Below are 12,602 nucleotides of genomic sequence, written 5' to 3'. Positions count from 1 at the left end.
GAAGCTGTGCCAATCGCATGAGCCCCAATGAACCGGACTTGCGGCCTTGCGCAAGAGGCGGGTTCGAGGGCGGCTCCGAATGCCGATGGCTGGGGCGGAAGGATTCGAACCTTCGCATGGCGGTACCAAAAACCGCTGCCTTACCGCTTGGCTACGCCCCAGCAAGAGCGGCGCTCTATAGCGGCTGAAATGCGGATGTGAAGGGGGCGAAAGCGCGTAATGCGCGCCTTCGCCCGCATGCCTCAGACCGGTGCGCCGGTCACCAGCCGCTTGCCTTCGAAATCCGCTGCCGAGTGGCGTTCGCGCAGCTGCGTGTCCTCATCGCCCCACACCTTGTTGACGATCCGCCCGCGCTGGACCGCCGGGCGCGCCTTGATTTCGGCCACCCAGCGCGCGACGTTGGTATATTCGTCGATGCTGAGAAAGGTCTTGGCGTCGTTGTAGATATTGCCTTCGACGAAGGGCGCGAGCCAGGGGAAGTTGGCAATGTCGGCGAGGGTGTATTCGTCACCGGCGAGGAAGCGGCTTTCCGCGAGGCGCTTGTCGGCGACGTCGAAGATGCGCTTGGTTTCCATCGCGTAGCGGTTGATGGGATACTCGTACTTCTCGGGCGCATAGGCGTAGAAATGGCCGAAGCCGCCGCCCATGAAAGGCCCGCTCGCGACCTGCCAGAACACCCAGCTCAAGACCTCGGCACGCTTCGCCGGGTCGGTTGGGAGGAACATCCCGAACTTTTCGGCGAGGTGGACGAGGATCGCGCCGCTCTCGAACACGCGGAAGGGCGCGGCCGGGTCGCTCTTGTCAAGGAGGGCGGGGATCTTGGAATTGGGGTTCACGCCCACGAAGCCGCTGGTGAACTGCTCGCCTTCGCCGATGTTGATCGTCCAGGCATCGTATTCCGCGCCCTTGTGCCCGGCCTCGAGCAATTCCTCGAGCAGGATCGTCGCCTTCACTCCGTTGGGCGTGGCGAGCGAATAGAGCTGGAAGGGATTGTCGCCCTCGGGCAGCGCCTTGTCCTCGCGCGCGCCGGCGGTCGGGCGGTTGATGTTGGCGAAGCGGCCGCCCGAGACGGTGTCGGCGCTCCAGACGGCGGGCGGGGTGTAGGTGGCGTCAGCCATGGGAAGTCTCCTTGCGGCGCGGCACCTGCTTGCGCCGTCACGTCTCTCTAGCTGGCGCGGGGAGGGTCGGGGTTCAAGATGGAACATTCGCGGCCCCGCGCGGCTTTCTCTTGCCGATGGAAAACCTGGTCTATGTTGACGACAGCCTGCCCGGGATCACGCGGCGGCGGGCGGGGAAGGGCTGGGCCTATTACGACCCGAGCGGCGCGCTGATCCGCAACGCGAAGGAAAAGAAGCGGCTCAACGCCATCGCGCTCCCGCCGGCCTACACCGATGCGTGGTTCTGTCCGGCGGCGAATGGCCACATCCTTGCCACCGGATTCGACGATGCGGGGAGGAAGCAATACCGCTACCACCCCGAGTTCCGCTCGCAGCGCGAGAGCGCCAAATACGATGCCTGCGCCGCTTTCGGCAAACGCCTGCCGCTGATCCGCAAGCGGGTGGAGGAGGATATTGCGGTGCGCGGCGTGCCCCGCGAAGCCGCGCTGGCGGCGGTGGTGCGGCTGCTCGATCTCTCGGCGATCCGCATCGGCAACGCGCATTACGCCCGCACCAACGACAGCTACGGCGCGACCACGCTGCGATCAGACCATGTCGAGGTCGGCCGCCGCCGCCTCGCGCTCAATTTCGTCGGCAAGGGCGGGAAGGAGCACGAGCTAGAGGTCGAGGATGCCGACCTCGCCAAGGCCGTGCGGCGGATGGCGGACCTGGGGGCGGACGACGATCACCTGTTCCGCTACGCGGACGATGCCGGCGACATCCGCCCCGTCACCGCCGCCGACGTCAACGCCTATCTGCGCGAGACGATGGGCGCCGATTTCACCGCCAAGCACTTCCGCACCTTCCATGCCAGCAGCCTCGCCTTCGAGCGGCTCGCGACCGGCACGGGACGGGTGAAGCTCGCCGAAATGCTCGATCATGTCGCCGAGCACCTCGGCAATACCCCGGCGATCGCGCGCAAGTCCTACATCCACCCCGCGCTGATCGCCCGCATCGACGGGCAGGAAGAATGGCGCGCCGCCCTCACGCTCCCGCGCCAAACCCGCTGGCTCAGCCGGGCGGAACGGGGCCTCATTGCCTTTCTGGAAGAATGCGGTAGCGCGCAGGGCTATCTGGGCGGCGAGCAAAGCTAGGCAGCGCGGGCCGCGCGCGTTACAGCGCTCGCCCAGCAGGAGATGCCGCAGCGATGACCGAGGCCCACCCCTTCTTTGACATGCACACCCACGGCTTTGTGCGCGTGGCGACGGCGACCCCGTGCAGCCGCACCGCCGACGTGCCCTTCAACACCGCGGGCGTGCTGGCCGAGGCTGAGAAGGCCCACGAAGCGAACGTCGATCTGGTGGTCTTCCCCGAGCTGACCCTGTCCTCTTACGCCATCGACGACCTGCTGCTCCAGAATGTGCTGATCGAGCGGGTCGAGCAGGCACTGGCCGAGGTGGTCGCGGCCTCGGCCGCTCTCGATCCGGTGCTCGTCATCGGCGCGCCGCTCAAGCGCGCGGACAAGCTGTACAATTGTGCGGTGGTAATTGCGCACGGGGCGATCCTCGGCGTGGTGCCCAAGAGCTTCCTGCCCAATTACCGCGAGTTCTACGAGAAGCGCCATTTTGCTCACGGGCGTGGGTGCACCGATCTGTGGATCGACGTCGCGGGGAGCGAAGTGCCCTTCGGCACCGACCTGATCTTCGCCGCCGAGAACCTGCCGGGCTTCCGCTTCGGGGTGGAGATCTGCGAGGATTTCTGGGCGCCTGTCCCGCCGGGGATGCAGGCCGCGATGGCGGGCGCGCTGATCCTGTGCAACCTCTCGGCCTCGCCCGTCACCATCGGGCGCGCGGACGATCGCCACCTGCACGCTCGCTCCTCGGCCGCCCGTGCCATCGCGGCCTATGTCTATTCGGCGAGCGGGCACGGCGAGAGCACCACCGACCTTGCCTGGGACGGGCAGGGGATGGTCTACGAGATGGGCAGCCTGCTCGTGCAGTCGGAACGATTCGACCGCACGGGCGAACTCACCATCGTCGACATCGACACCGAAAGGCTCGCCGCCGAGCGGATGCGCAACCAGACCTTCGCCGATGCTGCCGAATGGGCGGGGAACCCTGCGGACACCTACCGCCGGATCGAGTTCGAGCACGCCTACCGGGCGGGCGACATCGGCCTCGTCCGCCCCGTTGCGCGCTTCCCCTTCGTGCCCGACCGGTCGGAGAAGCTCGACGAGGACTGCTTCGAGGCCTTCAACATCCAGGTCGACGCGCTGATGCGGCGCATCCAGTCGACCGGGGCCAAGAGCCTCGTCATCGGCATTTCGGGCGGGCTCGACAGCACCCACGCGCTGATCGTCGCCGCCAAGGCCTGCGACCGGCTGGGCCTGCCGCGCAGCTTCATCCGCGGCTTCACCATGCCGGGCTTCGCCACCTCGGACCACACCAAGGGCCACGCCCACCGGTTGATGCAGGCGCTCGAGATCACCGCGGGCGAGATCGACATCCGCCCTGCCGCGCGCAAGATGCTCGAAGATATCGGCCACCCCTTTGCCAGCGGCGAGCCAGTGCATGATGTGACCTTCGAAAACGTGCAGGCGGGCCTGCGCACGGACTACCTCTTCCGCCTCGCCGGGCAGCACGGCGGCTTCGTGCTCGGCACCGGTGACCTTTCCGAGTTGGCGCTGGGCTGGTGCACCTATGGCGTGGGCGACCACATGAGCCATTACGGCGTCAACGCCGGCGTGCCCAAGACGCTGATCCAGTACCTGATCCGCTGGGTGATCCGCACGGGCCAGTTCTGCGAGGAATGTTCGGCGGTGCTGGACGGCGTGCTCGATACCGAAATCTCGCCCGAGCTGGTGCCGCCGGGCGCCGACGGGCAAGTGCAATCGACCGAGAGCCTTGTCGGGCCCTACGAACTCAACGACTTCTTCCTGCACCACATCATCCGCTTCGGCCAGCGCCCCTCCAAGGTCGCGTTTCTGGCATGGCATGCGTGGAAAGAAGCGGGTGTGGGAATGTGGCCGGCGGGCTTCCCCGAGCTCCGCAAGAACGCCTACGATCTGGCCACCGTCGCCCACTGGCTCGACAGGTTCTGCGCGCGCTTCTTCGGCTTCTCGCAGTTCAAGCGCTCGGCGCTGCCCAACGGGCCCAAGGTCTCCTCGGCGGGTGCGCTGAGCCCGCGCGGAGACTGGCGCGCGCCGTCTGACGCGGTCGCGACCGTGTGGCGCGAGGAACTGCGCGAGGGCTTGCCAGATGAGGCCGTGCGCGAACTCGCACCTTGATGCCCAAAAGCCTGCCCCTCTCCGCACTCGGGATCATGCTGTTCTGCAACGTTGCCTGGGCAATGAACATCGTGGTCAGCAAGATCGCGGTGGCGAGCCTCGGCGTGCCGCCGCTGTTCTACACCGTGATGCGCTCGGCGACCGTTGTGGCGGTGCTGGTGCCGTTGCTGCTGCGCGGGCGGCCGGAGCGCCTGCCGCTGGTGCTGCTGATCGGCTTTGCCATCACCGGGGGAAGCTTCGGACTGCAATTTATCGGCCTCCAGACCGCGAGCCCCTCGGCGGTCGGGATCGTCAACCTCTCGGGCGCGCCGCTCACCGTGCTGTTCGCGATCCTGTTCCTCGGCGAGGAAGTGCGCTGGCGGCGCGGGATCGGGATGGCGCTGGCGCTGGGCGGCGTGGGCCTGGCGATCGGTGCCCCGTCCGAGGCGGGCGATCCGGTGGGGCTCGGCTTTGCCTTTGCCGGCGTTCTTATCGGCGCCTTCGCCTCGGTCTTCGTCAAGCGGCTCGATATCGGCGCTCCGACCCTGCAGGCCTGGGCCGGGGTGGCCTCGCTTGGGGTCATGCTGCCCGCCACGCTGGCGCTCGAGACCGGGCAGATCGCCGCGGTAAGCGCCGCGCCGCTGGCCGTGGCAGGGTGCGTGTTGTTTGCCGGGGTGATCGTCTCGGTCGGCGCGCATTCGGCCTATTTCATGCTGTTCCAGCGCTATGACGCGAACCTCATCGTGCCGCTCACGCTGCTCACCCCGCTGCTCACCATCGCCTTCGGGACATGGCTGACGGGGGACACGATCCACTGGCCGCTGATCGTCGGCGGGACGATGGCGCTAACGGGCGTCGCGATCATCGTCATCCGCCCGAGCCGCACGGTCTTCAAGTCCTGGCTGGCGCGGCCCAAGGTGTGACGCGAGAAGGGCCGGAGCGTCGGCGACGCCCCGGCCACTTGCTACTGCGGGTATCGAGACTTCAGCCGCGGTCGAGCGACAGGCGGCCCGGGCCGAAGGCGGCGAGCTGGAACATGCCGCCCGCGATAGCGAGGTTCTTGAGGAAGCTCGTGAACTGCATCTGGTCGGCGAAATCGGCGTGGAATATCGCCGCGGCAAGGATGCTGAACAGGCCGAGAGCGATTGCCGCGGCACGGGTGCGGTAACCCGCGATCAGCAGGCCGGCGCCCACCACTTCAAGCGCGACGGTGGCGTAGTAGATGCCGGTCGCGAAGGGCAGGCCGACGCTGGCGATGTAGCCGATGGTGCCCTCGGCGGCAGCGAGCTTGCCGAGGCCCATGACGAGGAAGATCGTGGCCAGCAGCAGCCGCGCGCCGAGCGCGACGGCGTCCTGCGTCGAGGTGGCGGCCGGGGTTTGCGGGAGGGTGGCAGTAATGTCGTTCATGATGGTTCTCCTGGGGAGGAAGGTGGTAGTCAGGGGAGGAGGAAGGGGTGGGCGGGAGACGGTGCGACCCTTGCCGGCCGCCCCCCGCCCATGAGGCCGCCCGTCAGGCGGCAAGCTTCAGCGCGGCATCCTTGGCAGCGGCGATCTTGGCTTCGCCATCGACGCCCATGATCCCGTCAGCCGCGACGATCTCCACATCGGTGATACCGAGGAAGCCGAGGAAGAAGGTCAGCCAGCGGCTCATGAAGTCGAAGTCCGCGCCCACCGGGGTGCCGCCGGTGGCAATGGCGAGATAGGCCTTCTTGCCCTTGAGCAGGCCTTCGGGGCCGTTCGCGGTGTACTGGAAGGTCGTCCCGGCGCGCGCGACCAGATCGGCCCAGGCCTTGAGCGTGGCGGGCGGGCCAAAATTGTAGACCGGCGAGGCGATCACGATGGTGTCGGCAGCCTGAAGCTCGGCGATCAGCGTGTCGGCGATCGCGGCCAGTTCGGCCTGCTCGGAGGTGCGGTCAGCCGCGGGAGTGAGGTTCGCGGCAAAGCGCTCGCCGCTAACGAAGGGCAGGTCATTCGCCGCCAGATCGCGGGTGGTGACACTGGAGCCGGTCTTGGCCACGATGCCGTCGACGATGCTCTGGCCGAGTTGGCGCGAGACGCTCTCGGCGTCCGAGCGGATGCTGGCGGTGATGTAGAGGATGTTGCTCATGTCGGAAAACTCCTTTGCTTGGGAGAGGGGGTGGAGCCGGCCGGCTCGAAGGGGAGAGGGGGAGAGAGCCGGCCGGCTCCGAGGGGGTTGGGGTTAGGCCGCGTCGACCAGCACGACCTCGCTGTCTTCAACGGCCGTGATCGTCACCGATTCCTGCCCGGTGATGGCGACGCCGTCGCGGGCATTGGCTTCGACCGTCTCGATCCGCACCTTGCCGGTGGCGGGGACGAGGTAGAGGTGGCGGTCGGCTGAGCGAGGCGTGTAGGTCACGCTCTCACCCGCCTTGATGGTCGCGCCCAGCACCCGCGCATCGGCACGGATGGGGAGAGCGTCATCATCATTTGCCACGCCGCTCGCCAGGGGCACGAAGGCGCCCGCGCGGTCATCCTTGGGGAACTGCCGCGCGCCCCAGCTGGGCTGGCCGCCGCGGGCATCGGGGATGATCCAGATCTGGAAGATCCGGGTCTCCTCGTCCTCGAGGTTGTATTCCGAGTGGGTGACGCCGCTGCCGGCGCTCATCACCTGAACGTCGCCCGCTTCGGTGCGGCCCTGGTTGCCCATCGAATCGCGGTGCGTGATCGCCCCGGCGCGGACATAGGTGATGATCTCCATGTCGCTGTGCGGGTGCGGCGGGAAGCCCGACTTGGCGGCGATCGCATCGTCGTTCCAGACGCGCAGGGCGCCCCAGTGGACCCGGGCCGGATCGTGGTAGCCCGCGAAGGAGAAGTGGTGGTGCGCATCGAGCCAGCCGTGGTTGGCGGCGCCGAGGGTGTTGAAGGGCCTGAGTTCGATCATGGCGTGTCTCCTTGGGTTTCGTTGAAGCCCAGATAGGCCGAGACCGTCTTCCAGATAACTGCGATAAAACTTGCCAAGATGTTCGGATTATCCGAACAAGCGCGCATGAAGCTCGGTGATCCCTCGCTTGACCAACTGCGCATCTTCATCGCCGTCGCCGAACACGGCAGCTTCGGCGGAGCGGCCAAGGCGATGGGGCGCGCGGTCTCGGCGGTGTCCTACGGCATCGCCCAGCTGGAGGCGCAGCTCGGCATGAGCCTGTTCGAGCGCGAGGGCTCGCGCCGCCCGGTGCTGACCCCCGAGGGCGAGGGCCTGCTGGCCGAGGCGCGCGGCGTTTCGGACGGGGTCGATGCGCTGCTCGCCAAGGCGCGCTCGCTCCACGCGGGGCAGGAACCTTCGCTGGCGCTGGTGATCGACGTGATGGTGCCGGGCGATGTCACCGCGCATGTGCTCGGCGAATTCCGGCGGATGTTCCCGAGCTGCGCGCTGACGCTGAGGATCGAGGGGCTGGGCGCGGTCGCGGCGTGCCTGATCGAGGGCGGGGCTGACCTTGCCATCGGCGGCCCGGTGATCGGCGATCAGCCCGCGCTGGAAAGGCAGGCGATCGGCGAGATCGACCTCGTGCCGGTCGCCGCGCCTTCGCACCCGCTGGCCCGTTCAGGCATCGCGCCGGGCGAGAGCCGCCGCCACCTGCAACTGGTGCTGACCGACCGCTCGCCGCTCACCGAGGGCCGCGAGTTCTCGGTCCTCTCGCCGCGCACGTGGCGGCTGGGGGACCTGGGCGCGAAGCACTCGCTGCTCAAGGAGGGGCTGGGCTGGGGCAACATGCCGCGCGGGATGGTGGCGGGCGATCTGGCGAGCGGCGCGCTGGTCGAGCTCGACCTGCCCGAGAAGCCGGGCGATCACTACCGCCTCTCCGCCCTGTGGCGGCGCGACACGAAGCTCGGCCCGGCGGCGAGCTGGCTGGTCGATGCGTTCAAGACAGGGTTGGCGGGCGCCTAGCAGGACAGCCCCGCCAGCAGCCGCTCGCTCGCCGCATCGGCGGGAAGGAAGGTCTCGAGCCGCAGCCCGTCGAGCTCGTATTCCCCGGGCGAGGCGAGGTGCGAGATGACCGAGATCACCGACAACGTCTCCGCTCCCAGCCGATAGCGCTCGACGAGGACGGGCGGTGCGGAGAGATGCGCGCGCGCCGCCAGCGACTGCACCGCCGGATAGCGCTCGATCCGCCGCAGCACCGGGGTGAGGGAGCGGTCCTGCGCCGCCTCGATCCGCAGCCGCCGCAGGGTTTCGGGGATCACCGCCTCCGGGTTCTCCAGCCAGCGCCCGAGCCCGGCCGGGTGGAACACCAGATCGTAAATGTTGGGGCCGCCCGCCGGCGCGGTCGCGGCCCACAGGTTCTCGCCCGGCGCGGCGGTCTCCAGCAGCCGCCCCAGCGCGCGGTTGGCGGCCAGCAGCGTCCCGTCGGGGCGGAAGGCATAGGCGGGCCACGGCGAAAGACGCTCGGCGAGCAGCGTCACCAGCGCAGGGTCAGGCGCCTCGGGCGTCTCCGTCCCGGCAGGCGGCTGCGGGGCGAGCGCATCGACCAGCGTGCGCTGTTCCCATCCGCGCAGGGCCAGAGCGGCGATCAGCGCGGCAAGGCTGCGCTGCCCGGGCCGCGCTCGCCCGGTCTCGAGAAAGCTGACATGGCGCTGTGACAGCCCCGCCGCATCGGCGAGGACTTCCTGCGAGAGGCCGCGGCTGCGGCGCAAGCGGGCAAGGGCGGGTCCGAAGGCCATGGGGCCACGAATATGACCTCAAGGTAATTGAGTCCATTACCTTGTGTTGCGATCATCTCTCCATCAGCAAGGAGAGAAACATGATCGACCTGTGGCGCCGCTGGACGGCGGCCTTCGACACCGCAGTTGCAACGGGCGACTGGGACGCGCTGCGCCCGCTGATCGTCGAGGATGCAACCTACACCGTCTCGGGCGTGCCCTTCGCCTGCCACTTGGTCGGGGTCGATGCGGTGCTCGCGGGCTTCCGCCGCTCGATCGCCGGCTTCGACCGACATTTCGACCAGCGCTGGTGGTTCGGCGTGGGCGCGCGCGAGTTCGGACCCGATGTGGTCACCGCGCGGGCGATGGGAGTATATCGGCTGGGCGACCGGCCGCTCCTGCACTTCTCCGCGCCGAGCCTGTGGCGCTTTCGCGATGGCAAGGTGGCGATGATGCAGGACTGCTACGATCTCGCCGAGGCTGATGTGCAGGCCGCGCTGGCATGGCTGGCGGAGCACGCGCCGGAACTCGATGCGAGCTATGCCTGAGGCGCGCCTGCGTCAGGCGTCCGGCCCGCACACCGGGCATGCCCCGCCCGCCGGGTAGGGCCGCCCGCAAGGCTGGCAGCGGGTGTGGGTGCCCTGCGCCAGACCGTGTCCGAGGCTGACACGCTCGTCGAAGACGAAGCACTCGCCCTGCCACAGGCTTTGTTCCTCAGGCACTTGCTCGAGATATTTGAGAATGCCGCCCTTGAGGTGAAAGACCTCCTCGACGCCCTCGGCGCGCAGGAAGCTGGTCGATTTCTCGCAGCGGATGCCTCCGGTGCAGAACATCGCGACCTTCTTCTTGCCCGCCAGCAGGGCCTCGCGGTTGTCGCGGAACCAGGCGGGGAAATCGCGGAAAGAGGGCGTGGCCGGATCGACCGCACCCGCAAAGGTGCCGATCGCGACCTCGTAATCGTTGCGGGTGTCGATCACGAGGGTTTCGGGATCGGCGATCAGCGCGTTCCAGTCCTGCGCGTCGACATAGGTGCCGACGCTGAGCCGAGGGTCGATGTCGGGCTCGCCCATGGTGACGATCTCGCGCTTCACGCGGACCTTGAGCTTGCCGAAGGGCATGGCGGGCGCCTCGGAAAACTTGACATCGAGGTCAGTGCACTCCGGCAGCGTGCGGATGTGGGCGAGCACGGCCGCTAGTCCTTCGGCCGGGCCGGCAATCGTCCCGTTGATCCCCTCGCGCGCGAGCAGCAACGTGCCCTTGACCCCCGCGTCCTCGCAAGCCGCGATGAGCGCGGGCTGCAGGCTGTGCGGATCGTCGAAGCGCGTGAACTGGTAGAGCGCGGCGACGCGGATCGGCGCTGGTATCAAACCCGCATCACCCATCCGTGGGTGTCGGCAATGCGGCCGGTCTGGATGCCGACGAGCTGTTCGCGCAGGGCGGCCGTGGTTTGGCCGATGCCGCCTGCACCGATGGTGAACGCGCCGTCGTGCCCGGCGACCGTGCCGACCGCGGTGACCACCGCCGCCGTGCCGCAGGCCATCACCTCGACGAGGTGGCCGCTCGCTGCATCAGCGCGCCACTGGTCGATGGAGTAGGGAGCTTCGGAGACCTTGAGGCCCTGCTCTTCCAGCAGCGCGATCAGGCTGTCGCGGGTGATGCCGGGCAGGATCGTGCCGGTCAGCGGCGGGGTGATGACGGTGCCGTCGGCAAAGACGAAGAACAGGTTCATGCCGCCCAGCTCCTCGACCCACTTGCGTTCGACCGCATCGAGGAACAGCACCTGATCATGGCCCTTGGCAAAGGCCTGGCCGGTGGGGACGAGGCTCGCGGCATAGTTGCCCCCGCACTTGGCCGCGCCGGTGCCGCCGGGGGCGGCGCGGGTGTAGTCTGAGATCCAGATGCTGACCGCCTTTGCGCCCGATTTGAAATAGTTGCCGGCCGGACTTGCGATGACGATGAACTTGTATTTCTTGGCAGGCCGCACGCCGAGGAAGGCCTCGGTGGCGATCATGAAGGGCCGCAGGTAGAGCGAGCCGCCCTCGACCGCCGGATACCACTCGCCGTCAACCTCGAGCAGCGCGCGGATCGCGCCGATGAAAGTCTCTTCGGGCAGCGCGGGCATGGCGAGCCGCTCGGCCGAGGCGTTGAAGCGCGCGGCGTTGGCCTCGGGCCGGAACAGGCCGAGCGCGCCGTCGGGGTGGCGATAGGCCTTAAGACCCTCGAAGATTTCCTGCGCATAGTGTAGCACGCTTGCCGCCGGATCGAGCGGGATCGCCTCGCGGGGCCCGATCACCGGGGTCTGCCAGCCACCCAGCGCCTCGTCGTAATCGATCGTCACCATGTGATCGGTGAACACGGTGCCGAAGCCCGGATCGGCGATCAGGCTTTCGCGGGTGGCATCGGGCGTGGGCGAGGGGTGGGGGAGGCGCGTGAGTTGCATAGTTTGCGCCTAATCCTGTGAGAGGCACAGGGCAAGATTACACTTGGGCACGATTATCGGTAGCGCAGCGACCGCGAGCGCACGCGCGCGAGCCGCAGGCGCTCCGTAGCGCAGCGAAGGAAGCAGCGCCGAGGACGAAGGCGCGGAGGCGCCTTCGAAAGACAAGAAATGAAAAGGGCGTTTCCTGCCCGTCGGAGGAAACGCCCTTGACATGGTCAGCGGCCGGAAGTGCCGCTCACGTAGCCTTACTCTGGCAGAGGATTACCGAGTATGCTCCGTAGGGATCTTCACCGACCTCGCTACTGAACCATGAGACATCGGATCACCTCCTTTCGCGCTTGTGAGCCAGACCCCGCGTATCACCGGGGGCCGAGAGCCGCGTTCGCCGCTGGCCTCGGCATGCAATGTGAGTCATTGCGGGAGGCTGCACAAGACTTGAAATAATCTTTTCCCGCGTCATACTCATTCCTCGCCGCACAAAGGCGTGCAGACGGGCCGCCCGGGGGAGACCTCGGGCGTTTTTCGTTTCCGCCGCGGTTGTGGACAGGCTGGGGGCAAGCCTGTGGATATTAATGTATGGAATCGCTTTCCCGGTCGTCATTGCGAGGAGCCTGGCAGAGGCGACGCGGCAATCCATGAACCGCCGATGCGTCCGGCCGCTCCCTCTGACCATAGATTGCTTCGCTCCGCTCGCAAAGACGAGCTTTATCGGCAATCCTCGACCAGCCGGCTGACCTCGGCGTGGCTGGGGAGGATCAGCGTCGCCTCGCCTTCCACCTCCACCGCGAACCGTCCCTTGGAGAGCGCCATCGCGTCGAGCAGCGGGTCGGAGGCGGAAACCCCGGCGACGATCATCTGCGACCCGAAGCGCTCGGCTGTCAGCGTGCGCTGCGTGGTTTCGGTGCGGATCGTCATCGCCAGATACCGCTTGGCGGGCGAGCCTGTGCGGTCGAACTGCACGAGCATCCCGTCCGGCCCCGCCGCACAGGCGAGGGCGAAGTAAAAGGTATTGTCCGGATCGGAAAACAGCGCGCGCCTGCCGTCGGCGGGCGCGAAGTTCTGGTAGACCCAGCTACCCGGCGTCAGGGCTGCGTCCATCCAGTGGGTATCGGCGATCGGCGGAACCGGGACGGCGGGCGTGGGG

Annotated in this window: 13 protein-coding genes and 1 tRNA gene; 5 read left to right on the top strand and 9 right to left on the bottom strand. The window is 67.8% G+C overall.

The features are described from left to right. Positions 1-86: 86 nt before the first annotated feature. Positions 87-161, bottom strand: a tRNA-Gln gene (locus AX708_RS15170). Between the two features lie 81 nt (positions 162-242). Beyond that, positions 243-1,118: a glutathione-dependent disulfide-bond oxidoreductase gene (gene yghU / locus AX708_RS15165; RefSeq protein WP_066526517.1), complete on the bottom strand. Its 876-nt coding sequence runs from the start codon at positions 1,116-1,118 to the stop codon at positions 243-245. 116 nt (positions 1,119-1,234) lie between these two features. On the opposite strand from yghU, the gene AX708_RS15160 reads away from it, so the two are divergent. The 3 genes from AX708_RS15160 to AX708_RS15150 are packed head-to-tail and all read left to right on the top strand — an operon-like array spanning position 1,235 to position 5,285. Then, on the top strand, positions 1,235-2,251 hold the full coding sequence (locus tag AX708_RS15160; RefSeq protein WP_197425911.1) for a DNA topoisomerase IB: 1,017 nt from the start codon (positions 1,235-1,237) through the stop codon (positions 2,249-2,251). Between the two features lie 53 nt (positions 2,252-2,304). Next, the gene (locus AX708_RS15155) at positions 2,305-4,383 is read left to right on the top strand and encodes an NAD(+) synthase (protein WP_066526521.1); all 2,079 of its coding nucleotides are present in this window, start codon (positions 2,305-2,307) and stop codon (positions 4,381-4,383) included. After that, positions 4,383-5,285 carry a DMT family transporter gene (locus tag AX708_RS15150; RefSeq protein WP_066526524.1) on the top strand — a complete coding sequence of 301 codons (903 nt, stop codon included), beginning with the start codon at positions 4,383-4,385 and terminating at the stop codon, positions 5,283-5,285. The genes AX708_RS15155 and AX708_RS15150 overlap by 1 nt, the downstream gene beginning before the upstream one ends. A gap of 61 nt (positions 5,286-5,346) precedes the next feature. Here AX708_RS15150 and AX708_RS15145 read toward each other — a convergent pair whose 3' ends face one another. The 3 genes from AX708_RS15145 to AX708_RS15135 form a co-directional block, all read right to left on the bottom strand. Next, a complete protein-coding gene (locus AX708_RS15145; protein ID WP_082745440.1) occupies positions 5,347-5,769 on the bottom strand; it encodes a DoxX family protein in 423 nt (140 codons plus the stop codon). 103 nt (positions 5,770-5,872) lie between these two features. Continuing rightward, positions 5,873-6,469, bottom strand: a complete 597-nt coding sequence (locus AX708_RS15140; protein ID WP_066526527.1) for an FMN-dependent NADH-azoreductase — start codon at positions 6,467-6,469, stop codon at positions 5,873-5,875. A 93-nt stretch (positions 6,470-6,562) separates the two neighbouring features. Next, on the bottom strand, positions 6,563-7,264 hold the full coding sequence (locus AX708_RS15135; protein WP_066526533.1) for a pirin family protein: 702 nt from the start codon (positions 7,262-7,264) through the stop codon (positions 6,563-6,565). A 105-nt stretch (positions 7,265-7,369) separates the two neighbouring features. Here AX708_RS15135 and AX708_RS15130 point away from each other — a divergent pair, with 105 nt between their 5' ends. Beyond that, positions 7,370-8,266 carry a LysR family transcriptional regulator gene (locus AX708_RS15130; RefSeq protein WP_066526536.1) on the top strand — a complete coding sequence of 299 codons (897 nt, stop codon included), beginning with the start codon at positions 7,370-7,372 and terminating at the stop codon, positions 8,264-8,266. Here AX708_RS15130 and AX708_RS15125 read toward each other — a convergent pair. Continuing rightward, positions 8,263-9,039, bottom strand: a complete 777-nt coding sequence (locus tag AX708_RS15125; protein ID WP_066526546.1) for a helix-turn-helix domain-containing protein — start codon at positions 9,037-9,039, stop codon at positions 8,263-8,265. The two genes, AX708_RS15130 and AX708_RS15125, sit on opposite strands and share 4 nt — an antisense overlap. Positions 9,040-9,119: 80 nt before the next feature. Between AX708_RS15125 and AX708_RS15120 the strand changes: the two genes are divergently transcribed. Further along, entirely contained in the window at positions 9,120-9,566 is a 447-nt protein-coding gene (locus AX708_RS15120) for a nuclear transport factor 2 family protein (RefSeq protein ID WP_066526549.1), read from the top strand. 12 nt (positions 9,567-9,578) lie between these two features. Here the strand turns inward: AX708_RS15120 and AX708_RS15115 are convergent, their stop codons facing one another. The 3 genes from AX708_RS15115 to AX708_RS15105 form a co-directional block, all read right to left on the bottom strand. Continuing rightward, positions 9,579-10,400, bottom strand: a complete 822-nt coding sequence (locus AX708_RS15115) for a rhodanese-related sulfurtransferase (protein WP_082745441.1) — start codon at positions 10,398-10,400, stop codon at positions 9,579-9,581. Then, on the bottom strand, positions 10,382-11,458 hold the full coding sequence (locus AX708_RS15110) for a branched-chain amino acid aminotransferase (protein ID WP_066526551.1): 1,077 nt from the start codon (positions 11,456-11,458) through the stop codon (positions 10,382-10,384). Before AX708_RS15110 ends, AX708_RS15115 begins: the two co-directional genes overlap by 19 nt. A 705-nt stretch (positions 11,459-12,163) precedes the next feature. After that, the coding region (locus AX708_RS15105; RefSeq protein ID WP_067490371.1) for a hypothetical protein at positions 12,164-12,602 on the bottom strand (439 nt) is incomplete at its 5' end.

The sequence above is a fragment of the Erythrobacter sp. CCH5-A1 genome (assembly GCF_001557115.1).
Lineage (GTDB): Bacteria > Pseudomonadota > Alphaproteobacteria > Sphingomonadales > Sphingomonadaceae > Erythrobacter.
The sequence above is the reverse complement of the archived record's forward strand: the minus strand, read 5'-3'. Positions and strand labels throughout refer to the sequence as shown.

What these genes read in the sequence shown, in the direction of transcription:
- yghU (WP_066526517.1), bottom strand. Translation starts at nt 1,118, where the DNA reads ATGGCTGACGCCACCTACACCCCGCCCGCCGTCTGGAGCGCCGACACC.
- AX708_RS15160 (WP_197425911.1), top strand. Translation starts at nt 1,235, where the DNA reads ATGGAAAACCTGGTCTATGTTGACGACAGCCTGCCCGGGATCACGCGG.
- AX708_RS15155 (WP_066526521.1), top strand. Translation starts at nt 2,305, where the DNA reads ATGACCGAGGCCCACCCCTTCTTTGACATGCACACCCACGGCTTTGTG.
- AX708_RS15150 (WP_066526524.1), top strand. Translation starts at nt 4,383, where the DNA reads ATGCCCAAAAGCCTGCCCCTCTCCGCACTCGGGATCATGCTGTTCTGC.
- AX708_RS15145 (WP_082745440.1), bottom strand. Translation starts at nt 5,769, where the DNA reads ATGAACGACATTACTGCCACCCTCCCGCAAACCCCGGCCGCCACCTCG.
- AX708_RS15140 (WP_066526527.1), bottom strand. Translation starts at nt 6,469, where the DNA reads ATGAGCAACATCCTCTACATCACCGCCAGCATCCGCTCGGACGCCGAG.
- AX708_RS15135 (WP_066526533.1), bottom strand. Translation starts at nt 7,264, where the DNA reads ATGATCGAACTCAGGCCCTTCAACACCCTCGGCGCCGCCAACCACGGC.
- AX708_RS15130 (WP_066526536.1), top strand. Translation starts at nt 7,370, where the DNA reads ATGAAGCTCGGTGATCCCTCGCTTGACCAACTGCGCATCTTCATCGCC.
- AX708_RS15125 (WP_066526546.1), bottom strand. Translation starts at nt 9,039, where the DNA reads ATGGCCTTCGGACCCGCCCTTGCCCGCTTGCGCCGCAGCCGCGGCCTC.
- AX708_RS15120 (WP_066526549.1), top strand. Translation starts at nt 9,120, where the DNA reads ATGATCGACCTGTGGCGCCGCTGGACGGCGGCCTTCGACACCGCAGTT.
- AX708_RS15115 (WP_082745441.1), bottom strand. Translation starts at nt 10,400, where the DNA reads ATGGGTGATGCGGGTTTGATACCAGCGCCGATCCGCGTCGCCGCGCTC.
- AX708_RS15110 (WP_066526551.1), bottom strand. Translation starts at nt 11,458, where the DNA reads ATGCAACTCACGCGCCTCCCCCACCCCTCGCCCACGCCCGATGCCACC.